The organism is Paenibacillus medicaginis, from assembly GCF_042138635.1.
Taxonomy (GTDB): domain Bacteria; phylum Bacillota; class Bacilli; order Paenibacillales; family Paenibacillaceae; genus Paenibacillus; species Paenibacillus medicaginis.
Window position 1 is genome coordinate 108,609 of record NZ_JBHIRY010000015.1, and the last position, 22,991, is coordinate 131,599.

Here is a 22,991-nt window from a genome sequence, read left to right on the forward strand (position 1 = left end):
AAAATAGACGAGCAAAACGGTGAAATTGTTCCACTATTTTTCGAATTCACACTTAAAAAAATATTGGAAATTGCCATCTAACAAAAGAAAAACGCTATTCTTTCCTATGTTCCAGAAAAGAATAACGTTTTTGGGGTGTGGGTGTTACAACGACCCTTTATCAAGAATCTGTTAATGTTTGTTTTCGAGCAGGTTGGCGCGATGGAACAAAGCAGAACCACGCCGCAACAAGAGCTAATGTAGCAAATACGACAGATCCCAATACGGAGTCCGATACAGCATGTGCGAATTGCATCTTTGAAGATTGATCCGAACCGATAGCTGCTTCAAATACGGTTATGAGTACAGCCAAACCTAACGAGGAACCGCTGTGATGCGCGACATTAATCAGACCCGAAGCTGCACCGTTATCTTGAGGATCCACATCTGAGAGACCCAGAACGGTAAGCGGTTGGATGGCCATTCCGGCGCCAATGCCGATGATGGCCAAGAGGATGAACATTTGCGGAAAGAATTGAGCTTGCACGGAGACGATTCGGCTCAGCCAGAGTGTACCCATGATGCAGAGCAGCAAACCGGCTATCAGGACTTTCCTATTTCCATAACGTTGCACCAACCCAGGTATTAGATACATCATCCCGAATTGGGCTACTGTAAACGGCAGGAAGGCTAAACCCGCTTCAAGCGAGCTGAAAGCGAGGACGTTTTGCAAATATTGAGGGATAAAGAAAAAGAGTGAAAAAGTCCCGCATACTAATAGGAACCTTCCAAGATAAGCCCCGGACCGCTGGCGGTTCGCAAACAATCGGAGAGGGACGATTGGCTCAGCCGCTCGAGATTCAATAAAAACGAACGCAACTAACAAAACAATCCCCGCTGCAAGTGAAATCCATGTTTCGGGTTCCCCCCAACCGCGATCGGCAGCTTGAACAAAACCGTATACCAACGCAGTCATGCCGATTACGGAAACAATTGCACCCCAAAGATCAAAACGTCCGGTCCTCGTACCTGTTTGCTGAATAAACCTCTGTACCAAATACAGCAATGCAATTCCAATGGGTACATTGATAAACATCCCGACACGCCAGGAAATAAAATCAGTGAAAAATCCGCCAAGAAGGAGACCGACACTGCCACCTCCGCCCGCAACCGCGCTGTACATCGCAATCGCCTTAGCACGTTCCTTCGCCTCTACAAAGCTCGCTGACAGCAATGCTAGTGCAGCAGGTGTTGCCAAAGCCGCCGCAAAGCCTTGGAATGCACGGGAGACAAGCAAAAATTCAGCTGTCGGCGCCAATCCAGCCAGCATAGAAGCAAGCGAAAATAATCCAATGCCTACACTAAGCATTCTTCTGCGCCCCATAAGATCCCCTGCCCGGGCACCGAGCAACAAGAAACCGCCGAACGGCAAAATGTAGGCATTTTGGACCCAAGTCAAGCTGGTTGCCGTCATATGCAGCGACCGACCGATTTGAGGTAATGCCGTTACCATAATGGAGGAGTCAAGCACAACGATAAGTTGACATGCGATGATAATTATTAAAATAATCCATTTTGACTGTTGCATAAACATGTTCCTTTCCTTTTACGAAGATACTGTTCTGATGAATAGTATGGATGGAATGAGCGGAAGGAGGTAGACCGTTTCTGCTTAAAAATTGCCTAAAGCTGCAAGTTTCTTTTTTTACATAGTTCAATTGCATTGCAATCTTTTTTAGTGGCGGTATAATTTTTTAGATAAGGATGGGGGGATGGAATACATGTGGGAACAAGGTCTGGATAGCCGAACTATCCATGGACAGAGCATTTCTATTCATAAGAAAGCGTTGGATCAGCTCATTGCCATGACGGATCGGATTACCCTTGCGGATGGACGGACGCCAACCATCGTTCCGTTTCTTTCCATTGTTAGAAGCAGTCGCGAGACGCTGCGGAGTCCAGGTGTTTTGACGCCTTCTTTTTGTCTGATCCTTCAAGGGACTAAGAAGATCTACCTTGGTCAAGATATTTTGCATTACTCAGCGGGTGATTATTTGGCGTCGCTGATCGATATGCCGGCTTCCTCCCAAGTCATCGGCGCTACGGAACAATCGCCTTATATCAGTTTGCGTATCGATTTTACGACACAAGAAATCGCTTCTGTGGTCATGGAGGCGGAAATCGTCACGGAACCAAAAGGGAAAGATCTGCGTGCCGGAGCCTTCATCGGAAAATCGGATGCCGAGCTGCTGGACATATTTTTGCGGTTACTGAAGTTAATCGATAAGCCTAAAGAAGTTCGATTTCTGTCCGAGCTGATCAAACGGGAAATGATTTTCAACTTACTGTCAGGAGATTATGGGCACTTATTTTTCCAAAAGGTGTTCTATGATCAAATAACAGACGGAATCGGAAAGGCGATCCATTGGATCAAAGAAAATTACGCAAGCTCTTTTACCGCCCAGGAACTCGCAAAATCCTGCAACATGAGTACCTCCGGACTGCATCATAAATTCAAAGCGGTAACGACAATGGGGCCCTTGCAGTACCAGAAGCAGCTCCGCCTTCTTGAAGCAAGGCGCCTCATGTTGAGCGGTCCCGTGGGGGCAACGACGGCGGCTTTGAAAGTAGGCTATGAAAGTCCGTCGCAATTCAATCGGGAGTACCGGAGGTTTTTTGGTCTGCCTCCTCTGCAAGATATCAAAGCGGTGCGGAAAACTTCTTACGCTGGGGGATTCGAGGATAGTTTGTAAATCATGGAACGATAATAATCCAAGAAAAGGTCTCCTAATACGCCGACTTAGAGAATTAGACTACCGCAACTATTCGGAAGAGGCTGTCGAGCGGTTGAGGCTCATCAAGAATTTCCAGTCCATCGGCTGTTCGCTGGCCGAGCTGAAGGTAGCTTTGCAGGATTGCGACACCAATATGAGCACCACTCTGCAGATTATAGATTGGATTCGCAGCAAGAAAAAGGAGATCGAAAGCAAGAAGGAAGAATACGACCAAATGCTGGACACCCTTAACAAGATGCTTGAGTACAAGACTCTACTCATAGACGATCCGCAAAAAGCTCAAGAGCTGCAAATGACTTGGTATACCAGCTCATCCAATTAAGCTGCTTGGAAGCTGGGGTATTACCCAGGATAAAAAACATATTTCGGATTCTTTATCCTATTCCCTGACCTTAGCCACCATCCCTGAACGAAAGGGATAATCGTACAAGGCATTGCGTAAGGACAGCAAGACACGTAACCCTGGCGACCCGCCGCTCCCCCCTGATCAAAAGGGATCATCGTGCAAGGCATCGCGCAGGGCCACCTCAATCTTGATATAAAATATTCAGAAATAAACCCGCAGCACCATATCCTCTGAAGGCTTCCGGACGGAGCTATCCACTTCAACAAGTCTTATTTGATCCTGGCCATCCGGAACAATGACAGGTGTCACGACAGAGAATCCAGCCTGACGAATTTTGTCCATATCGAATTCCAGGAGCAGCTGTCCTTTTTTGACCTTGTCTCCGGTTCCCACATGTGCCTGAAAGCCATCGCCTTTAAGAGAAACTGTATTCATGCCGACATGGATCAATAATTGCGTGTCGGTTGTTTTATGTTGAATGATAATGGCGTGCTTGCTTTTCTCCATAATATGGGCGATCGTGCCGTCAAACGGAGCGACAACCCGGCCTGTGTCAGGAAGGATGGCAAATCCTTCTCCCATGGCCTTGGAGGAAAACGCCTCATCCTCCACTTCCGCAAGCGGCACAAACTGGCCGGATACTGGCGATGATACTTCCAGAATCTGCACTTCTTCACTTTTTTTCTTACGTCCAAACCCAAACATATTGAAACCTCCCACTTCTATAACGATTACGATGACTTGAAAATAGATTGTATAACAGTAATATAAGTATCATGAACCAACGACCAGGGGGATAAGCATGTGAACAAAACAGAATTTATCATCCACGACTTGTTAAGCAAAATCTATCAAAACCACTACCCCGACTCGAAGCTGCCGACGGAACGAGAGCTTGCGGAGCTGTATCATGTTTCAAGATACACGATTCAGGAATCCATCAAAAAATTGAAATACATGGGCCTCGTTAAAGTCGTGCAGGGATCAGGCATTTTCATCGGCAAGAACATCCAGACGAGCCCGCTGATCTATAACTCTTTGACGGAAAATCCATACTCCAACATCCAATCCAAAGTGATCGAGCTGCAAAAGCAGCCTGCCACGTCCGCAGACCAGCAGATTTTCGGAATCACAAGCAGCGACGAGGTGTGGGTGCTTCAGCGTGTAAGAATTGTGAACTATCAAACGGTGCAAATCGAGCTGTCCCGGCTGCCTGTTGCTTTGTTTCCCATTTTCACTCCCAAGGATGCCGAAAACTCCATTCAATCCTATGTGCAGAAGCATAAGTATACAATCTCTCATTACCTCAATACCTATGAGGCGATCGCGCTTAACAAAGAGCAAGCCATGCTCCTGCAGCAAAAGCGAAAGAGCCCGGCCATGAAAATAGCAAGCCGCGGCCTGCTCAGCAATGGAAGGATCTTCGAGATCAGTGAGATCGTAGCCATTGACTATAGATGCACGTATTTGACCGCATTTAATAACGAGCATCATAAAAGAAGAAACTCATAGTTTAAGGAGTCATCAGTGTTCCGTCCGGCAGCCTTGCCTGTGTCCATTCATGCGGCCTGTATTCCACCGGATACTTCTTCGCCTGCTCCTCATTGAACTCCACCCCCATTCCCGGTGTTTCCAGCGGGTAGATGTAGCCGTTTCTGGCATCGATGATCGGCGAGAAGACACTGCGCGTATTCTCCTTGATCGGAATATTTTCCTGGATGGCGGCACTGTGCAAATGAATATTCAGATGTGTGTTCACAGCGATGCCAATTGGAGTGATATCCGACGGCGTATGCCAGGCGATTCTGACGCCAAATGCTTCGCACAAAGCTCCCAGCTTAAGTGCGGGCGTAATCCCCCCGATTTGCGATACATGGCAGCGGATAAAATCGATCTGCCTGTGCGCAATCAGACTTCTCCATTCCAGCGGATTGTTGAACAGCTCCCCGGTGGCTATGGCCGTTGAGGTTTGGGAGCGAATCTGGCTTAACCACTCGTTCTGATCCGGCGGTAAAATGTCCTCGACAAAGTAAGGCTTATAACGTTCCAGGTCTTTGGCAAACTGTACAGCCTGATTCGGGAAAAGCCGCTCATGCACATCATGCAAAATATGAAACCGGTTCTGGTACTTAGACCTTAGCTGGGCAAACATCTCAATGGTTGTCTGCATATATTCATCCTGGTCATAATAAGACCCCTTGGTGCTGTTATCCGGGGTGTGCAGACTTGAAGGATTCCCCCCATAAAAGCCAAGCTGGCAGCGGATATGCTTATACCCCTGTTCGAGAATGGCATCAATCTCCCGGTACAAATCTTCGATATTGTCCGCAACAGCATGCGTATATGCGGGTATGGCATCCCTCGCTTTACCGCCAAACAGCTGGTACAAAGGCATGCCGGCGATTTTCCCCTTGATATCCCACAGAGCCATGTCTACCCCGGAAACCGCATTATTCAGGATGGGACCATTACGCCAATAAGAGTTGACCATCATCAGATGCCATAAGTCCTCGATGTTGTTCGCGTCTCTGCCAATCAATATAGGTTTAAGATACTCTTCAACGACGAGTTGCACAGCCTTCGGGCGTTGCTGGAAAGTGGCGCAGCCATATCCAATCAGATGATTGTCTGTAGTCACTTTCACAACTACCAGGTTATGCCGATCCGGCTTAAGCACAAAACATTCCACGTTCGTGATAATGGAAGGGTTCATAGGTCTCCTCTTTTCTACGAAATCTAGGTTTATTGAAACATGTTTTGAAATGCGGAAGCAATTTGGCAAGGTAAAAGGTCAAAATATCAAAAAATATCAGTCCAATTTATCAGAAAAGTCTAATTAAACCCTTGTGTATCAAGGGATTTGCGAAAAACCTGGTTTATTTTGGACTGCTTTTATTTGATAAGCCTTTGTGATAGCATTCAGTAATGTAAACGGAACCAACACATATTTCGAGGACAGGAGAATTTTGGATGAGCAAAGTGAAAACGGTACAAGACATCATTACCGGGGTCGGCGGAGAGGACAATATTGTAAACGCTTGGCACTGCATGACAAGACTCAGGTTTGATCTGAAAGATAAAAGCAAAGTAGATATTGAGAAGCTTAAGGAACTGGATCCCGTTTTGGGCGCGCAATTCAATCAAGACCAATTCCAGATCATTCTTGGTCCCAAGGTTGCGGAATATTATAATGCTTTGGCCGGTGAGCTCAAGCTGACGGACGTGCAGCAGGATGGGGAAAAAAGCGAAGAGAAAAAGAAGGGCTTTGTTACCCTCTTCATGAACATTGTATCCGGCGTATTCGGGCCTATCGTTCCAGCCATCGCCGGTGCAGGCTTGATTAAGGGACTTATCGCGGGGCTGATCGCTCTCGATATTATTTCGGATAAAAGTGAAACGGTGCAAATCATTAACATGATGGCGAGCGGAGTGTTCACGTTCCTGCCGTTCTTCCTGGCAGCCTCGGCCGCCAAAATTTTTAAAACCAATGAGTATCTGGCAGTCGCCATCGCCGCTACCATTATGTTTCCAACGATGGTGGATGCGGCCAAAGCCGGGGAGCTTTCGTCGTTTCATTTTCTAGGCTTTATCCCTATTCCAGTATTTAACTATACCGGCACAGTCATCCCCATTATCTTTGCCGTCTGGGCGATGAGCTATATTCACAAAATCGTTAACCGATTTATGCCGGAAATACTGAAAACCGTCGTTACACCAACCTTGACCTTGTTTATTTCCGGTTTTCTCGCATTATCCGTGATCGGTCCTATCGGTATTTACCTGGGTAATGGTCTGGCTTGGCTCGTGCAAGGCTTGTTTGACATCTCTCCCATTCTTGCAGGCGTTGTTGTTGGTGCGATTCGACCATTGGCCGTCTTCACGGGTATGCACCATGCCATGACTCCGATTGCTTTGCAAAACTTTGCAACACAAGGCTACGATATGTTGATGCCTATGATGTGTATGGCTAACTTCTCGATCGTGGGTGCAACCTTTGCCGTGTACTACAAGGTAAACACAGCCAAGGAAAAAACCATTATCGTGTCTGCTGCCGTTTCCGGGCTTCTGGGCATTACGGAACCCGCATTGTTCGGGGTACTGTCCAAGTACAAAAAGGCTTTTCTGGCCGCCATCATCGCCAGCTCGGTTGCTTCCGCGTTCATCAGCTTTTTCGGTGTAAGATTGTACGGGTATGTATTGTCCAGTATCTTTAGCATCCCGGCCTATTTCGGCCCTTACTTTATCTATGCCATCTCCGGAATGGCCATTGCCATCGCGCTTTCCTTTACAATTTGCTACCTGCTGCTGAGCAAAACAGAGGTTGAGAAAGCAAATGCAGCTCTGTAAAGCTGTCATAGTTAATGAAAAATCCACCGCTGCAGCAAGCGGTGGATCTGTTTTTTACCTGTTAGCTTAAAACCACAGCTCTGCTTTTTTACGATTCAGCCTACGGAGCTGAGGGTGATGCGGTTAGTTAGCAGGCATTTCATTGAAGAAAGTGATGTCGTCAATAGGCAGCCGGGGCGTCGGATGGCCCGGTTGGGCTGCTTTGCCAAGTGCGATCAGCATGATCGTAACGTACCGGTCACTGATGCCGAAAGCTTGCTTGAACTGATCTTCGTCATAACCGCCCATCGGTACGGTATCGTAGCCATGAGCACGCGCAACCAGCATGAACTGCTGGGAAACGATACCACCGTCAATATGGAGAACTTTGTGCAATCTTTCCTCCGGCATCGAACCGTACACGTTAATCGATCTTTCCACGTATGATTTAGCGATATCTTCCGTCATATAGCCGCGTTTGACGGATTCGCCTATAATATCACCGATCTGCTTGTATCCTTCCGTATCCCCCAGCACAGCGATCACCGCAGCAGCTTCAGTCACCTGAGATTGATTGTAGGCAATCGGCTGCAACTTCGCTTTCAGCTCCTCCGTCTCGATAACGAGGAAACGCCATGGCTGAACGTTGCTGGAGGAAGGAGCAAGCGTTGCTTCCTGCAGCAGCTCCTTAATTTCCTCGTGAGTCAGACGAACCGACTTGTCATAAACACGCACAGAACGGCGCTCGCGGATAACATCGGCGAATAAAGCAGAACTTTGACTGGTTTGAGTTGAAGTTGACATGATAAATCCTCCCTTGGATTAATACTGGTATAACTGTGTTCTTTCAAACACAGTACATTTCAAAAAAAAGAACACTCTTTACGGCTTGCTCTGAACTGTTTCTTATATTGCACAGTATAAAATCTAAGCAAACCGCTGTCAACTGTCTTTTTTTCCTGGCTCACCTAAATCTTTGCTTCCAGTTGTTTCGCGATATCTGCAATCGTATATTTGCTTAATACTCCGCGCATGCTGTCTTCCATTTCTTGCGTAATATCCTTAAACGCAGATTTCATGCTTTTACCAAGCGGGTGTGTGCCTGCTGTCTCGATAATACCGCAGGAAATGCTACTGCTTGCACGAAATACATCATATACATCAATCAGACGAATGGACTCTGCCGGTTTCCTGAGACAGTACCCGCCGTCACGGCCTTCCCGGGTCCCGATCAACCCTTCCTTGGCGAGAACGGAGAGTATACGGCGCAGCAGAGAAGGCTCTGACTGCAGATATTTAGCAAGTTCAATGCTCGGACAAGTTCCTACGTCCTCTTGCGACAATATAACAAGCGCTTGAACAGCCAGTCCGAACCATTTTGGGTGCTGAGTCGGCGTACAATATTCATGCTTCATCCTTGGCCCCCTCCTTCAGATTACTCTTGGATAGTATAAGTAAATTGTACCGAATTCCCTTGTATGCCGCAATAGATGAGCTTTCAACCTACTTTAGACAGGTCGCTCAATCGTGAAAATTTCTCCAATTTTTGCATAATCATGTCCGGCTAATCTGCTGACGGCCGCCAATCGTCTTGGATCAATTCTTCCCTGATCATACATGTCGTTCTGAATATGAAAGTGAACTACTCTGCCTATAATAAGGTCGCATCCGTTTGAATCTGTTCCGCCCAGCTCAAGCGAATGCTCCAATACGCACTCCATACGGATCTTGGCCTCGGCTACACCCGGGACTTTGATTTTGACGCTGTCTGTTGGCGTCAGATGAGCCAATTCAACTTCACTTTGATCAGGTGGGAGCTTTGCCGCTGTTTCATTGATTTGGCGAACATTGTCTTCATCAACGATATGAACCACAAACTCTTTGAAGTCGCTGATGTTTCTGGCTGTGTCTTTTGGCATACCCTCCGAGCGTTGAATAGACAACGAGATCATCGGAGGGTTGGCGGATACAATATTAAAAAAACTGAAAGGTGCGCCATTCAATACGCCATCCTTGGAGAGCGTCGTGACGAAAGCAATAGGTCTGGGAACAACGCTGCCGATAAGCAGCTTATAATTTTCCCGTTCCGTATTGGCTGCAGGATCTATGGAAAGCATACAGATCAACCTCTTTCGCAGTTTAGTCAAGCTCTCTTACTTCAAATGGAAGCAGAACTTCTTCAATGTCAGCTCTATGAGACTCATACTGTGCAGGCAGCTTTAAAGCTTGCCCCATCGTTTCCAACGATTCATCATGAGCAAATCCCGGAGGATCCGTAGCGATTTCAAACAAAATTTCGCCATGCTCTCTAAAGTATATCGCATTAAAATAATTCCGGTCCCGCACCGCTGTCACTCCATAGCCATGTTCCGCAATATATTTTTGCCATTCCAATTGGTCCTCATTATCTTTGGCCCGCCATGCAATATGATGAACCGTTCCGACCCCCATCTGACCATGACCTACTGAAGAAAGTTTAAGATCTACAATGTTGCCGATATCAGCGGAAGAGCGGTAACGGGCAATATCTCCTTCTTTTGCTATCAATTCAAGTCCCATTACTTTCTCCAATAATTCGGCTGTTTGTTCGGGATGTGCGGATAACAGTGTTGCTCCCCCAAAACCTTTGATGGCCACATCGGAGGTAATACCGCCGAAGCTCCATGAGTTTGGCTCCCCTTCTTCCCGTTCCACAATTTCCAGATGAAGTCCATGCGGATCATCAAATTCCAGATATTGCTCGCCAAAACGCTCCATCTTGGAAAACTGAACTTTAAAATGCTCAAGCCGCTCCTCCCAGAACTTCATTGCCCCTTTAGGCACAACATAAGAGGTAACCCCTACCTGGCCATCGCCGATGGTTCCTTTATACGCATTAGCCCAAGGGAAGAACGTAATGATCGTCCCAGGCTTGCCGCCTTCATTGCCAAAATAAAGGTGATACGTGCCTGGATCGTCAAAATTGACCGTTTGTTTTACCAGACGCAGCCCTAATACTCCGGCATAAAAATCAACATTTTCCTGTGGATGTCCGACGATCGCTGTGATGTGGTGAATTCCCATTGTTTTTTTACTCATTTCAATTCACTCCTGTTTTATTAGTGTTAGTGCGGTATTGGATTTGCTCTGCAAAACAACATTCAAATTATTTATCTTTATTTAAAGTATTTTTAACATGAGATAATAATATTTCTTTATTTTCATTTTGTCAACACTATTCTTTAGATTTATTTATCCACTTATACAGGGGGGGGGCGGGGGTCAATCCTCGAATACGGTAAACATGCCTGTCATGTGAGGCGATATGATACAATCCAAAAGAAGAGGCATAACATAAGAATGACGGAGGTCGAAAATACATGAAGACAATTCAAGCGCTATTCGCGCATATGGATTGGGCAAACCGCAAGCTGTTTGAAGCATTGCAAGCAGCGCCGGTGGATGAAGCCAGCAAGGAAGCCACACTGTTCCTGCATGTGCTTCAGGCGGAGAACATTTGGCTGACCCGGCTGCGCGGCGAGAGCAGTGAAGGGAACGTACTATGGGCGGATAAGGCGGACCTGGCCGTCTGTGAAGCGCTGATCGATGCGAACGGAAGCGGCTTCCGGACTTGGCTTGACGCTCTGCCGGAAGAATCGCTGGATAAACCCATCGCGTATCGCAGCCAGGCCGGTGAGCCGTTTGAATCATCCGTCCGGGACATTTTGCTGCACGTCGCCCTGCACGGCCAATATCATCGTGGCCAGATCAATACCTTGCTCCGCGCAGACGACTTCGAGCCGGCACCCATGGATTACATCCTGTACGCGCGGCTCAGCGACAACGCCTGACCCACTCGGCTGACTTCCATAGATTACAAAAAAACGACGCTGCCTCGATGTTTTCAATCAAGGTAGCGTCGATCCGGAAAACAGATTACGGCTTTGCGATTAATTCCTCAATTAGTCTGTTAATGTCTCCTTGCATCAGTCCACCGTGGTAGCAGACGACCCTTTCGATGTCGAACGGTTTGAATTTCTCCAGTGAGCGGACCGCTTGCTCCATGTCATTGGTTGAGTAGGGAGAAGAGCATTGCAGCTCACCGTTGTTGATCACCAGGGCGTCCCCGGCGATCAGCGTTTTGCTCGTTTGATGATAAAGACTGACATGACCCGGTGTATGACCAGGCGTATGGATGACTGTCAGACCACCGCCGATGGGCAGCGTCTCCCCATCCACCAACAGCCGCGTCACGTTCGGCTTTGACGGACGGAGGAAAATATTCTCGAACGCAATACGTACCTCGTCCTGCCGGGTTGCCAGCTCGGCCTGCAAGCTGTCCGCAGGAAATTTCAGCAACGGTGCTTTCCCGTCGATCGTGTCCCTATCAGCTTCATGAGCGTATACTTCCAACGGTGCTGTGTCCACCATCTCCAGAAACTCCGGCAAGCTGCCGATATGGTCGATGTCCTGATGCGTCAAAACGATAGCGCTCAGCGGCCTGCCGATGATTCCGGCTTGCCCGGCATAAGTGAGAATCTGGCCTGATAAGCCCGGAGTACCCGTATCGATCAACGTCCAATCCTCCTTATCGACAATCATGACCGGGTGAATCATCATTGAACGCCCGGCAAGCTTCATCTCCAGGTCCAACATTTCTAATCCTTCCGCAATACGCATCATCACCGCCGTCCCCGGCACAAGGGCCGATCGCCGGCATACCTCCTTACCTCAACTAAAAAACCTATAAGTTCAATATAAAACTATTTAGTTCCATCGTCAAATGGAGGTATGTTGACCTCATTTGCATCTCATGTCAATATAGGGTTGGGTGATCTGCTGAATGGAATACACAAAAAAAGATAAAATCCTCGACACAGCCATGGATTTATTCCGAAAAAAAGGCTTCAGCGCCGCTTCCATGCAAGATATTGCCGAAGCGTGCGGGGTGGCAAAAGCGAGTATTTACAAATTTTATCCGTCCAAAGAGGAGCTGTTTACAGCGGCGTTCGCAGCCTGCCATCAGACGCTGCTGGAGCAAGCATCCGAGCTTAATCGTTCCGGTATGTCCCTTGGCTTGTCTCTGAAGAAGAAGCTGAGCCGCAAGATCGAATTCTATCTATACTATATCCTCGAGAATCATGCGCTAATGACCGATTTTCATGAGCCTTCCCTTATGCAGAATATGCCGTTCCTGGAGGCACAGAAAAAAATGACAGGGGCCCTGCTCATCTGGCAAAAGGAAATGCTGATTGAGACATTCGGCGAAGGAATTGAGCCATATGTGTGGGATGCCGTCCTGATCTTTCGGGGCATCCTCCATGAATATATGAACGGTGTTTTGCGAAAGGTGATTTCGCAACCGATCGCGGAAATTGCGGACTTTATCGCAGATCGAATGGAGGCTGTCGCCCTGGATTTGGTCCGGACAGCCCCCAGATCGATTGGCGGTGAAAGGATCGTCCGTTCCCATCCTATGGAACGAAGCGAAAAGGCGGCGCGGAAAGGCACGGTTCGCGACTTCCTGGCGGCGATGGAGGAACGGATTCAAACGCTCCCCTTGCCTGAATCCTCTCGCATGGAATTAAGTGAGGTCGTAGCTCTGCTCCAGCAGGAAGTGCTTGCGGAGAAGCCGAACCTCACCCTGCTGCGTGTGCTGAAGGCCCATCTTGAGGCTGTTCCTGAGTTGCGCTCGTATTTGCGCCAGCTCAAGCTGCTGCTGACCTAGATTGCGGTTAACCTTTTGTACCCGTAGTGGCAGGCTGGCCCTCCACATAGTCGGCGTATTCCACAGCATATTTTTCAAGCTGCTCATCGGTCACTTCGCGAATTTCGCTTACTATAAAAGGGCTGCGGTAGATCATTCCCGTATAATTGGCGGTTTGCTGGAACGGCCGCAGCAGCTCGCTATAGGAATAATTGTGCAGTCCTCCGGCCTGAAACATGTTTGCAGCTCCTCCCGAAGAAATAGCAACAAGGAGCTCCTTGCCTTTCAGCTTATCGCCGCCTCTGCCATGAGCAAAGCCAAGCTCAAATATCGCATCCAGCCATTTCTTCAGCAGTGAAGGCGAGCTGTACCAGTACAAAGGAAATTGAAACACGATCCGGTCATGAGCCAACAACAGCGCCTGCTCACGGGCAACGTCGATCTTTTCGTCCGGATACGTCTCGTACAGCCGATGAACGGTAACATGGCCTCTACGCTCAAGCTCGGCCACCAATCGTTTGTTGATCCGGGATGCTCCCAGATCAGCATGAGCAACGATGACGAGCGTTTTTACACTGTCAGACAGGTGAGAATGGTTAGACATTTAGAACAGCTCCTTTTTGTAGATGAATTTTTGATAATTCGGGATATGTCGATTTGTTTGGCAAAAAAGATTAACATATCCCGAATTGTCGATATATAAGCGATAGAAACTGAATTCCTGGATAGAATTCAGCTCTTATCGATTATAGGTCATGGTGAATATAGGCAGCAATTTGTTGTATTGCTTCTTCATCTCTCCTGTAATATGTCCATTTTCCCACCCGGGTCGCATGTACAAGCCCTGCCCGATGCAGTATGGACAAATATTGAGATGTGGTGGATTGGGTCATCTTCAATTTGGATGTGATCTGGCTGACACATACCCCGACATCGAGAAGATCAACCCCCTCCTGAAGTCCAGCAAAATGAACTTTAGGATCTTTCAGCCACTCCAGGATTTGCAGACGAGCTTCATTAGACAGTGCCTTAAAGACTTCAATTGGATCTATTGGTTTCATGTCACCATTATATCGATATTTCTCGATATGTCAACACAATTCCATGTCAGTTGCTGAAAGCATCCAATCAGACATCAAGTTTTAAACTATCCAGCTTAATACTGCTTAGCATTTTCACTGTTTCCGGATCATGATAGGAGAGGAAGCTGCTTTGCTTCGTATCCAGCTTGGCGATCGTCTCCATATCCTCCTGGCTTAATTCAAAGTCGAAAATATTGAAATTTTCGATAATTCTTTCTTTACGGACCGACTTTGGAATGACGACAACTTCTCTTTGTATCATCCAGCGCAAAATCACCTGAGCTACAGATTTCTGATGCTTTTCAGCCAACGACAGCAGAACTTCGTTCTGGAACATATTATTTCTGCCTTCGGCAAAAGGCCCCCAGGACTCGATCTGCACATTGTACTCCTTCATAAGAGCAGCACTTTCAATTTGTTGGAAGAATGGATGTGTTTCCACCTGATTGACGGCAGGAGTGATTTCGTTATGAAGAATCAGATCCACAAGACGGTCCGGGTGGAAGTTGCTCACACCGATGGCTCTGATTTTCCCCTCATGATACAGCTCCTCCATGGCACGCCAGGAACCATACACATCACCAAATGGCTGGTGAATCAGATACAGATCCAGATAATCCAGTTGCAATCTTTCCAGTGACTTTGCAAAAGCCTTCTTGGTGCTATCATAGCCCGTATTCTGTATCCAGAGCTTGGTCGTAATGAACAATTCTTCTCTTGGCACGCCGCTGCGCTTGATGGCTCTGCCGACAGCTTCTTCATTTTGATAACCGGAAGCGGTATCGATTAAACGATAGCCTGCCATAATAGCATCATAAACGCTTTGTTCACATTCCTTCGCATCATTGATCTGATAAACACCAAAACCGATGATCGGCATTTCAACACCATTGTTCAGCATTACTTTCTGCATTTGAAACCCTCCAATTTTATTTATTATGATGATCCAAAATTTTGTGGTCACTTTTCTTGATTATTAGCCTGCTCCCCCGGGAGTAACCTTATTATGCAGCAAATCAAAACTAAACCGGTACCATGATTGTCTTGAATGATTGCCTGATTCTCTTATTGCCACTAACTTTGCAGACCAGTAATGCCTTATAATTAAAAAGGATAAAGCTATAAGTGCGTGTTCAAAAAGTCAGGTTTTCAGCACCGAGAAGGTTGGATGAAGCCAGGGACTGAGGAGCAGAGCGTACTGGGGTACGTGAGCACCTGAAATGTTTCCGCAGGAAACATGCTTCGGAAGCATCCGCTTAGGCCCGGTTGAATTCAAGATTCGATGTCGAGTCCGCTTCCTGACTTACTTCGTGATCAAAAGATGACTTTTTGAACTACCTCTATAAGGAGGATTCTATGCTTGAGGAAATGCTGAACCAGCAGGATGAGCTCGCCAAATTGATTGAGCGTCATTCAGACCGGGACGGGGTTCATGAAACAGCTATCCCGTCTCTGTTTTTTATGCGTTTCACGGATGTAACCGAGCCGGTCTACAGGATTTACAATCCTGCATTCTGTGCCACTGCTCAAGGTCTGAAAGAAATGCTGCTCGCACAAGAGCGCTTTGAATATGGTGCTGCAAACTACCTCATTACATCCATGAAGCTGCCGCTGGTTAGCCAGGTGATCAAAGCTTCTCCCGACGTTCCCTATTTGGGCTTCAAGATTGAATTTACGCGGTCGCAAATTTTAGAAGTTTTAAATGACACAGCTATTCAAGTCAACCAGAAGGAAAATGCCAAGCTGGCTGTGTTTATTGGCCGGATGGAGTCATCTCTCATGGATGCGGTGCTCAGATTAGCCCGATTACTGGATAAGCCGCAAGATATCCCGTACCTTGCTCCCCTCTATACCAAGGAAATTCTGTACAAGCTTCTGCAGGGAGAGTTTGGAGTGACGCTGGGGCAAATCGCTATGGAGCGAAGCAGCACCTATCGCATCAGGGAAGCTATTGAAGAAATTATCCATAATTACGATAAACCTTTGCGGATCGAGGAGCTTGCAGACATGGCCAAAATGAGTGTCTCGTCATTTCATAGAAACTTTAAAGAAGCAACCGCTATGAGTCCTCTTCAGCTGCAAAAGCAGTTGAGATTGCAGGAAGCACGCCGAATTCTGTTATCCGAGTCGGCAGAAGCCGCTGATGTCGCATTCCGGATGGGCTATGAAAGTGCATCCCAATTCAGCCGCGAATATTCACGTATGTTTGGTTCTCCACCCAGAGCAGACATTAAAGCATTAAAGGAAAAATATGACGAGACACTAAACCCGTCGTTCTAGGATCTTTTGGAAGCAGCGAGTAAAATCCAATGAACAAGAAAAAGCCTCCTCGTGGTCATGAGAACAAACGGTTTGGTCCACAGGCGTTCTACTGTGCACCCCCCTATGAAAAAACGGGCCGGGGAGCTTCTCCCCAACCCGTATGTATCAGTTTTAACTCTGGACTTCTCTAATTCGTATGGAGCTCCAAGACTACTTTCCGAATCTGGTTAGGGTTGGTTTCGATGAGCTTGATCGCTTCATGGAAATCCTCCAACGCAAAACGATGGCTGACAAAAGCATTCACATTGATTTTCCCGTTATTAAACCATTCTATCACTTCAGGAAATTTGCCTGATTGTAATCGGGAACCCACTATGGTTAATTCCTTCTTGGTAATGAGGAACTGCGGTATTTGCGAAGGAGCTGTGCCAAAGCCGAGAACGACGACCCGTCCGGCCACAGAGGTCAATTCCACCGCCTGTTCAAAGGTTTTTTCCGTACAAACCGCATCAATCGTTACATTCGGACCTAATCCGCCCGTAATGCGATTGATCTCGTCGGCCACATGATCCCTAAGCGGATTCAATGTATAGTCGGCGCCAGCTTCCTTGGCATAAGCAAGCTTCTCATCGCTCAAGTCGGAAATCATGCAGATCGCGCCTTTGATTTTGGCGACCTGCAGCGCACACAAGCCAATCGGGCCCGCTCCCATAATAAAAACATAATCTCCGGCTCGGACATCGCCACGCCAGTTCGCTTGAGCGCCGATCGTGAACGGCTCGACCAAAACTGCCTCCTCCCAAGCCAAGCGATTGTCCACTTTATGCACTAAATGCTCGGGAAGGACCATATATTCCTGGAAGGAGCCGTCCTTGTGAACTCCGTACACCTGCAGCTTGACACACACATTGGGGCGACCGGCTTTGCAGGCATAACATTGCCCGCAGGTTTCGATTGGCTCCATGACAACCTTATCTCCGGGCGTCAGCCGGCTGACATCCGCGCCAATTTCTGCGACTTCCCCAACCATCTCGTGTCCGATGACGCGGGGGTAGGTCGCTACTGGAGAGGTCCCGTGATAAATGTGCATATCGGAGCCACATATGCCTACCATGCGAACCTTAATCAGCACCTCATTACCGTGAACAATATGCGGCATTTCTTTCTCAATCAGTCTCATTTTCCCTGGTTCCACAACTTGTATCGCTTTCAATCCACTCACTCCATCCCTTATGATTTGGGTTTATTTCACTTTTTCAACCTTAATGGGCTTAACGAAGAAAGCAACGCACAATGCCCCGATCACCGCCAAGCCTCCTGCCAAAATGAAAGCGCTTGTAAAATGGCCTGTCGTTTGCACAAGCAATCCCGTAGCCGTCGGCCCTATGATGCCGGATGTATTCGCAAGAAAATGCATGAAACCACCAACACCGCCAACTCGTTCTTTTTCAACCGTATCTTGAATAATCGCCCAGTATGTAATCGCTGTAAGATACAGGAAGAACACCGCCGATGCCATCAATGAAACTGCGGCGGCCGTCGTGCTCACGAGACCGGCAAAGCCGATACTGACCGCAGCGCCAAGCAAGCATGTGACCAATACGACCTTGCGAGAGAACATAGCATTTCCCGTCTTTTTATAAAGAAAATCGATAATAAAACCGCCCAGGGCAAAACCGAGAAATCCAACCGTCCACGGAATCATCGTGGCAAAGCTCATTTCCTTGATATCAAGCCCTCTGGCCTGAATTAAGTAACTTGGAAACCAGGTCAGGAAGAAAAACAGGATATAGTTGTAGGCAAAAAACGCTACTGACGTGAACAAAACCGTCGGATGCTTCAAATAGTAGGAGAGCGGTGTTTTAGTTTTGCCGGTCGGAGCATGCTGCACCTCTTCTTCCTCGGCTTCATCGTCTGCATCGTTCTTTGGAGCATCCTTAACGCATTTGACCCAGAACACGGTCCAAATCAGGCCAATAATCGTAATCAGGACAAAAGATACTTTCCAGCCCCACGTCAAGGCTATGATTCCGACGATTGGACCCGAAATGGCTCCGCCCAGCGCGGTTCCGGCCATGGAGATCGATAAAGCTCTGGCCCGGTATTTCTTCGGAAACCAATTACTGACCATTTTGTTTTGCGATGAGGAGAGCGGGCCTTCCCCCATTCCAAACAATACACGCGCAACAAACAAAGAGGTGAAGTTGAAGGTAGCGGCGGTTAAACCGGCAAAAAGCGACCATAATGTCATGGAATAACCGAGTACCTTTTTCGGCCCAAATTTGTCGGACAAGAAACCGCCTATAAAGTTAAAGAGAGCGTAACCAATAAAGAAGCTGCTGAATAATAAGCCCATCTGAGCCGCATCCAGCTGAAAATTTTCCTGAATTAATGGAGCTGCAACGGAGAAGGCCGAGCGATCCAGATAATTAATAACCCCCGCCAGAAACAGCAAAACCAGAACGATGCCACGCCCTTTAGATAACATGAACTGTTAACTCCCTTCGTAATGAATTTTGCGATAAGGTTCATCGACGTACAATGCAAACCGCAATTCGTTCAGCGAAAATCCTATTCTCATCGATGATCTTCCTTGCAGTTTGATATTGTTCTTTTCAATCAAAAATAAAGCGCTTTCTTTTTCTGAACTTTTTTCATCTTTGAAACCTTTGGGTCGACCACAAATGAAATACTAGCATACATTATGCTAGTATACAAGTTATAATTTACCGGTATTTTGTTGCCGACGTATCGCTTTGTAAAACAAAAAAAATCGTAAAATGATTGGAGAATCATTTTACGATTGGAAATAATGCGAGTATTTGTTAATTAAATCAGGCGTAAAATTCTCAAGCGATGTAATGTGCTCTCTGAGTAACCGTTCCGTTTCCTCTTCGTTATTAGCTGTTATGGCTTCGAATATGGACTCGTGTTCGTTGACAAGCTGATTCATATGCTTCGTTTCCAGCAGCTCCAAATACCGCATACGGTTTAAATGACCACGCATTTGATTGATGATCGACACCAGGGTGGAATTTCCCGTAAGCTCCAAAATCGTACTGTGGAAGCTCTCATCAAGCTGTAGGAACATGTCGAAGTTGTGTTGATCAATTATTTTTCGATGCTCTTCCAGGATGCCCTTGATCTGCTGATACGCCTTCTCGAAACTATCATCGTTTGCTCTCCACTTCCGGGCCACTTCTTTAAAAGCGCTCACCTCAAGACTCACACGTACAAAGCGAGCCTGCTCAATCTTCTTCTTGGACATATATGCGATGCGTGCCCCGCGCTGCGGCAGGATCTCGATTAACTCTTCTGCCAATAAACGGCGGAAAGCCTCTCTTATCGGAGTGCGGCTCACCCCTAATGTATTGCCCAATTCCGATTCAAATACAAGCTGCCCGGGTTCCAGCTGCAATGTAACAATAGCTCCCCGAATAACGTGATAGGCATGATCGGATAGGGTGTTCCTTTTTTTGGAGATGTTGGGTAAATTCATTTTCTCACCTTACCTAATGTGCTGCGAATACAACTATTATACTTGTATGCAAGTATTGGAATCAAACGTTTTATCCCTGCCGGTGCTTTGCACCCCCGCCTGCCTCTTCTGCCAAAAAATCAATTTGTATAAAATATACAGGTCTGACCACCCTCTGTCTTCATGGTATTTTACATAATACTCGTCAATTTATCTTGACCGGTAGGATTATTTCTTCATTTGAATTGAACACTACCTTATACCCCTCTACTATCGGTATCATATTTTGAATCTCTTCTTCGGTTAAATCCATGGTGTTTAAGTGAAATTCTCCACTATATTCAACCACATCATCAGTCTTTAATCTTTTCACTTGTTTAATTGGTTTAATTTTACCGATTAGTAAATCACGACTCTGGTCAGTGAGGATTGGTTGTACGCTGGTGATTATAAAAGTTCGTTTCGTTGGGTTGTCGAAAGTTACCTGGTAGTTAACCACTTCGTCCCTTACAGGGAACTTCCCAACGACCTCACCATAACCCCCAATATAAAAAAGAGCAGGGGTCACTTCTAACCAGCCTGAGATAGTTTTTATAAGTATGAGAGTCCCTATAGAAATAAGAAGAAGGCCTAAGAGTTTTTGCTTTTTGAACTTCATACTCTGAATTTGTCGCATCCAATCCCCCCTTTAAAAATCCCTAACTACATTTGAATTATCCCGCTCGCCAGTTGAAAATACATATAACTATTTAAAATCCACTATTATACAATTTAGAGAATTGACTCTATACTGGAGATCTAAAACAGCGAACTCTGTGATACATTAACGTATTCAAGCTTCTTCATCCGGTTGAGGAAAGCGGGCTTCCGCTTGATCATACAATTCCCCAAATCCAAAAACCGCAGGTGCTTCAGCCTCTCCAGCTCAAGCGGCAACTCATGGATCGAGGTGTAATGAATCGAAAGATGTTCCAGCTGCTCCAGCTCTCCGATCTCTGGTGGAATGCGATTCAGGCTGATTTGTTCCTTCGGTTTGAGTCGAAAAGTGGGGGTCGGTCGATCTGAACTCCCACAATAGATACGAAGCTCTTTCAGGTTCTTCAGCTTGGCGACAGACGCTGGAATGCTTTCCAAATCGGCGGTCATGATTTTTAATCTCTCCAGCTTGCTTAACTCGAACAGCCCGGCGGGCAGACGGTACAGATCCTGTTCAAAAATTTCGAGATCACGTAATTCCGTAAGTTCCCGAATTTGCTCAGGCAGCTCTGTCAGCCCATGTCCGCTTATGTATAGCCAATCTGTTTTATGCTTAATCGCATCATCCAACAGACGATCCAGGTCCTGGTGAGCCTGCAATTTCAAAAAAAGTCCTGTGATCCGATTCATCAGCTCAACCGCTTCTTCCTCAGTTACATCTATCCCGTACATATGTTCATGCACAACTGAGTAAAGGTAGTCTCCGCCTCCCTTTTTCAAGAAGCATAAATCTTCCGGCAGATTAGGATAAACCCAATCCGACAGGCGGTTGGCCATTTGCTTCAGCACGCGCCCGCTTTCTTCGCAGCATTTGTAAAAATAATAGGTTCCCGTGGTGTAAAATGCATGGCTGTTGAAGTTTTTTCTTATTCGTTCGACCTCAGCCCTATCATCATCTTGGATCACGATTGTCTTCATCAGGTAAGGTTCCAGCGCTTCCAGTACGTTTGCGATATGGCTCCGATCCACATCAGGCGAATTCCCTATTTTCTCCCCAAGCACAAAGCTTTCCGACTTCTGTATCGCCAAATCTATAATCTGTTCGTAAGCTTCGCCTCTTGGGTCTGTATACATGCTTATCATATAGATCTCCCATTCTATTAATTTAGATTAAAGCTGGACAATACCAGACCAAGAACCGTGAAAAACAACCATGAGTCATAAACAATAACTAATTAACTATTTTTCCCATTGTAGCACGGACAGACCCGTAACATATAGGAAAATCTGATGGACACCCTCCTATACTCGGTGCGATCCTGAACATTTATATTCTATAGCCCCATCGTCCCCATGTTTGTAAGACTTGATCGAAAAACAGCAACTTTGAACGATATTTCGTACAATAGCCTAAGGATGAATGCTATCGCGCTCTACTTTGTACGACTTTTCGTACAAAAACATGAGAATGGACGCTCGCTTGCTCTATTTTGTACGTTTTTTCATACAACAACCTGGAAATGGACACTCTTGTGCTCCCTTTTGTACGGCTTTTCGTACAAAAGTCTGAGAATGGACGCTCATGTACACGCTGGAATAGAAGTTTAGGTGGATATACCCGCGCTAGCTCGCTTATCTGTGATGGAATGTCCAAATCTTGAATTGAACATGGAAGCAGAAGGAAATTTCGATGAAACCCTTAACGGTAGATTCAGACGTCATACACGTCTGTTTGATGCATTCCATTGAAGCTCCCCTTTCACTTCCTGCGGGCGAACCTTTGGGGCTTCCCTCCCAGTTCAAAACAAGTTCCCCCTAAACACAAAAATGCCCCGCCTGAAAAGGCGAGGGCGATACCGATGCTTTTAGACTATCAGCAAGGAAGCCGACTTAGAGATTCTTCAATTCGTTGAGATCGGTACCCACACGCACACCCAATTTGCCAGACATCCCTTGTGCAGAAGAAACGTTCACATAAAACCAGCCAGTTGACCAGGCCTTGTCACTATAATATGTATGTTCTTTTCCATCAGCAGGGACAGTGCCAGACATTTTTTGAGCTCCTGGTGGAGATCCTTGGTTGATAGTGAATGTGAATTGTTTCGTGCCAGTGTTTACAAAACTTACTTTCACATAACCGAATCCCGGAGGAATATTAAACTGTCTCGTAGTCGTGGTACCTGCGAGAGCCTCATTTTTAATTACCGGGTCAGTGGCGGAAAGCGAGATAACAGATTCATCATGAACGTAAGCGTCAAATCTAACCCACCTTCAATACAAACGGAAACCATGCGAAAATGAAGGCAATCCAACGAAAGCGGGGTTGCTTCATGACAAAACA

Annotated in this window: 24 protein-coding genes; 7 read left to right on the forward strand and 17 right to left on the reverse strand. The window is 46.6% G+C overall.

Annotated elements, in window-relative coordinates; all coding sequences use genetic code 11:
- Positions 1–160: 160 nt before the first annotated feature.
- Positions 161–1,573, reverse strand: coding sequence for an MFS transporter (locus tag ACE5LO_RS16040; RefSeq protein WP_375521020.1), 1,413 nt, complete (start codon positions 1,571–1,573; stop codon positions 161–163).
- 187 nt (positions 1,574–1,760) lie between these two features.
- Between ACE5LO_RS16040 and ACE5LO_RS16045 the strand changes: the two genes are divergently transcribed.
- Together ACE5LO_RS16045 and ACE5LO_RS16050 are read left to right on the forward strand one after the other, a co-directional pair.
- Positions 1,761–2,732, forward strand: coding sequence for an AraC family transcriptional regulator (locus tag ACE5LO_RS16045; protein ID WP_375521021.1), 972 nt, complete (start codon positions 1,761–1,763; stop codon positions 2,730–2,732).
- Entirely contained in the window at positions 2,614–3,096 is a 483-nt protein-coding gene (locus ACE5LO_RS16050) for a helix-turn-helix domain-containing protein (protein WP_375521022.1), read from the forward strand. Before ACE5LO_RS16045 ends, ACE5LO_RS16050 begins: the two co-directional genes overlap by 119 nt.
- Before the next feature lie 225 nt (positions 3,097–3,321).
- On the opposite strand, the gene ACE5LO_RS16055 is transcribed toward ACE5LO_RS16050, so the two are convergent.
- A complete protein-coding gene (locus tag ACE5LO_RS16055) occupies positions 3,322–3,825 on the reverse strand; it encodes a PTS sugar transporter subunit IIA (protein WP_375521023.1) in 504 nt (167 codons plus the stop codon).
- 99 nt (positions 3,826–3,924) lie between these two features.
- Here ACE5LO_RS16055 and ACE5LO_RS16060 point away from each other — a divergent pair, with 99 nt between their 5' ends.
- The gene (locus tag ACE5LO_RS16060; RefSeq protein WP_375521024.1) at positions 3,925–4,632 is read left to right on the forward strand and encodes a GntR family transcriptional regulator; all 708 of its coding nucleotides are present in this window, start codon (positions 3,925–3,927) and stop codon (positions 4,630–4,632) included.
- Position 4,633: 1 nt separating this feature from the next.
- Here the strand turns inward: ACE5LO_RS16060 and ACE5LO_RS16065 are convergent, their stop codons facing one another.
- On the reverse strand, positions 4,634–5,833 hold the full coding sequence (locus ACE5LO_RS16065) for an enolase C-terminal domain-like protein (RefSeq protein ID WP_375521025.1): 1,200 nt from the start codon (positions 5,831–5,833) through the stop codon (positions 4,634–4,636).
- Between the two features lie 257 nt (positions 5,834–6,090).
- Here ACE5LO_RS16065 and ACE5LO_RS16070 point away from each other — a divergent pair, with 257 nt between their 5' ends.
- Positions 6,091–7,467, forward strand: coding sequence for a PTS transporter subunit EIIC (locus tag ACE5LO_RS16070; protein WP_375521026.1), 1,377 nt, complete (start codon positions 6,091–6,093; stop codon positions 7,465–7,467).
- Between the two features lie 123 nt (positions 7,468–7,590).
- Here ACE5LO_RS16070 and ACE5LO_RS16075 read toward each other — a convergent pair whose 3' ends face one another.
- The 4 genes from ACE5LO_RS16075 to ACE5LO_RS16090 all read right to left on the reverse strand — a co-directional run bounded on the left by ACE5LO_RS16075 (position 7,591) and on the right by ACE5LO_RS16090 (position 10,524).
- Complete coding sequence (locus tag ACE5LO_RS16075; RefSeq protein ID WP_375521027.1) at positions 7,591–8,250, reverse strand: nitroreductase family protein; 660 nt, start codon at positions 8,248–8,250, stop codon at positions 7,591–7,593.
- 164 nt (positions 8,251–8,414) lie between these two features.
- On the reverse strand, positions 8,415–8,861 hold the full coding sequence (locus ACE5LO_RS16080; protein ID WP_375357432.1) for an RrF2 family transcriptional regulator: 447 nt from the start codon (positions 8,859–8,861) through the stop codon (positions 8,415–8,417).
- 93 nt (positions 8,862–8,954) lie between these two features.
- Complete coding sequence (locus ACE5LO_RS16085) at positions 8,955–9,563, reverse strand: flavin reductase family protein (RefSeq protein ID WP_375521028.1); 609 nt, start codon at positions 9,561–9,563, stop codon at positions 8,955–8,957.
- A 22-nt stretch (positions 9,564–9,585) separates the two neighbouring features.
- On the reverse strand, positions 9,586–10,524 hold the full coding sequence (locus tag ACE5LO_RS16090; protein WP_375521029.1) for a ring-cleaving dioxygenase: 939 nt from the start codon (positions 10,522–10,524) through the stop codon (positions 9,586–9,588).
- A 281-nt stretch (positions 10,525–10,805) separates the two neighbouring features.
- Here ACE5LO_RS16090 and ACE5LO_RS16095 point away from each other — a divergent pair, with 281 nt between their 5' ends.
- Positions 10,806–11,276 carry a DinB family protein gene (locus tag ACE5LO_RS16095; RefSeq protein WP_375521030.1) on the forward strand — a complete coding sequence of 157 codons (471 nt, stop codon included), beginning with the start codon at positions 10,806–10,808 and terminating at the stop codon, positions 11,274–11,276.
- An 85-nt stretch (positions 11,277–11,361) separates the two neighbouring features.
- Here ACE5LO_RS16095 and ACE5LO_RS16100 read toward each other — a convergent pair whose 3' ends face one another.
- On the reverse strand, positions 11,362–12,108 hold the full coding sequence (locus ACE5LO_RS16100) for an MBL fold metallo-hydrolase (protein ID WP_375521031.1): 747 nt from the start codon (positions 12,106–12,108) through the stop codon (positions 11,362–11,364).
- A 160-nt stretch (positions 12,109–12,268) separates the two neighbouring features.
- On the opposite strand from ACE5LO_RS16100, the gene ACE5LO_RS16105 reads away from it, so the two are divergent.
- On the forward strand, positions 12,269–13,153 hold the full coding sequence (locus tag ACE5LO_RS16105; protein ID WP_375521032.1) for a TetR/AcrR family transcriptional regulator: 885 nt from the start codon (positions 12,269–12,271) through the stop codon (positions 13,151–13,153).
- A 7-nt stretch (positions 13,154–13,160) separates the two neighbouring features.
- Here ACE5LO_RS16105 and ACE5LO_RS16110 read toward each other — a convergent pair whose 3' ends face one another.
- The 3 genes from ACE5LO_RS16110 to ACE5LO_RS16120 form a co-directional block, all read right to left on the reverse strand.
- Positions 13,161–13,736: an NAD(P)H-dependent oxidoreductase gene (locus ACE5LO_RS16110; RefSeq protein WP_375521033.1), complete on the reverse strand. Its 576-nt coding sequence runs from the start codon at positions 13,734–13,736 to the stop codon at positions 13,161–13,163.
- 142 nt (positions 13,737–13,878) lie between these two features.
- Complete coding sequence (locus ACE5LO_RS16115) at positions 13,879–14,184, reverse strand: ArsR/SmtB family transcription factor (RefSeq protein ID WP_375521049.1); 306 nt, start codon at positions 14,182–14,184, stop codon at positions 13,879–13,881.
- 76 nt (positions 14,185–14,260) lie between these two features.
- Positions 14,261–15,127, reverse strand: coding sequence for an aldo/keto reductase (locus ACE5LO_RS16120; RefSeq protein ID WP_375521034.1), 867 nt, complete (start codon positions 15,125–15,127; stop codon positions 14,261–14,263).
- Positions 15,128–15,570: 443 nt separating this feature from the next.
- On the opposite strand from ACE5LO_RS16120, the gene ACE5LO_RS16125 reads away from it, so the two are divergent.
- On the forward strand, positions 15,571–16,494 hold the full coding sequence (locus tag ACE5LO_RS16125) for an AraC family transcriptional regulator (RefSeq protein ID WP_375521035.1): 924 nt from the start codon (positions 15,571–15,573) through the stop codon (positions 16,492–16,494).
- Positions 16,495–16,663: 169 nt separating this feature from the next.
- Here the strand turns inward: ACE5LO_RS16125 and ACE5LO_RS16130 are convergent, their stop codons facing one another.
- The 6 genes from ACE5LO_RS16130 to ACE5LO_RS16155 all read right to left on the reverse strand — a co-directional run bounded on the left by ACE5LO_RS16130 (position 16,664) and on the right by ACE5LO_RS16155 (position 22,702).
- Complete coding sequence (locus ACE5LO_RS16130) at positions 16,664–17,689, reverse strand: zinc-binding alcohol dehydrogenase family protein (protein WP_375521036.1); 1,026 nt, start codon at positions 17,687–17,689, stop codon at positions 16,664–16,666.
- 30 nt (positions 17,690–17,719) lie between these two features.
- Positions 17,720–18,964: an MFS transporter gene (locus ACE5LO_RS16135; protein ID WP_375521037.1), complete on the reverse strand. Its 1,245-nt coding sequence runs from the start codon at positions 18,962–18,964 to the stop codon at positions 17,720–17,722.
- 309 nt (positions 18,965–19,273) lie between these two features.
- Positions 19,274–19,975, reverse strand: coding sequence for a GntR family transcriptional regulator (locus ACE5LO_RS16140; protein ID WP_375521038.1), 702 nt, complete (start codon positions 19,973–19,975; stop codon positions 19,274–19,276).
- Positions 19,976–20,159: 184 nt separating this feature from the next.
- On the reverse strand, positions 20,160–20,630 hold the full coding sequence (locus ACE5LO_RS16145) for a hypothetical protein (protein ID WP_375521039.1): 471 nt from the start codon (positions 20,628–20,630) through the stop codon (positions 20,160–20,162).
- A 122-nt stretch (positions 20,631–20,752) separates the two neighbouring features.
- Complete coding sequence (locus ACE5LO_RS16150; RefSeq protein WP_375521040.1) at positions 20,753–21,793, reverse strand: leucine-rich repeat domain-containing protein; 1,041 nt, start codon at positions 21,791–21,793, stop codon at positions 20,753–20,755.
- Between the two features lie 747 nt (positions 21,794–22,540).
- On the reverse strand, positions 22,541–22,702 hold the full coding sequence (locus ACE5LO_RS16155; RefSeq protein WP_375521041.1) for a hypothetical protein: 162 nt from the start codon (positions 22,700–22,702) through the stop codon (positions 22,541–22,543).
- Positions 22,703–22,991 lie beyond the last annotated feature (289 nt).